Annotated in this window: 1 protein-coding gene; it reads right to left on the bottom strand. The window is 39.3% G+C overall.

Annotated features, from left to right (window positions below; translation table 11 throughout):
- The coding region (locus LPH68_RS26585; protein ID WP_230297301.1) for a transposase at positions 1 to 461 on the bottom strand (461 nt) is incomplete at its 3' end.
- Positions 462 to 511 lie beyond the last annotated feature (50 nt).

The following is a 511-nucleotide window of genomic DNA, read 5'->3' as shown; positions in this document are numbered from 1 at the left end:
CCCAACTCCAATGAGTAGTAATATACGTGCTTAATATCTTCAAACTGCTTGAAAAGTAATTCTGCCCTGATTTTCTGGCTCTTGGTCCATTTATCAGGTGATTTAAATAATAAATATCTGCTTCTGGCTAATAATTGCCTGAGTGTATCTCCGTTTTCGAGTTCTTCTGCTTTATGTACTTCCCCCTTCTCTTTTGCCGCCTTTATGGCTTTATTCTCCTCTTTTATCACTTGCCATCTATATGTAATACGCAACTCTTGTACCGCTTCGTATACAAGTTTTTGTACATGAAACCTATCAATCACCTGCATGGCACGTGGAAAGCACGTTTTCGCAATCTTTTGCATGCTCCCGGCCATATCCAGTGTAATTTCTTTGACTTGATTACGCAGCTCCTGTGGCATCTTTGTAAGTACCGCAATGATATCATCGGCTTTAGTGCCCTGAATTACAGCTATCATAGAACCTTTCCTACCTCGCTTATCTCTATTTATTAAGATGGTATAAAGAT

Origin of the sequence: Bacteroides sp. 1_1_30 (assembly GCF_020982715.1) — a bacterium.
Taxonomy (GTDB): Bacteria; Bacteroidota; Bacteroidia; order Bacteroidales; family Bacteroidaceae; genus Bacteroides; species Bacteroides xylanisolvens.
Note: the sequence above shows the minus strand (reverse complement) of the source record. Positions and strands in the feature narration are given on the sequence as shown.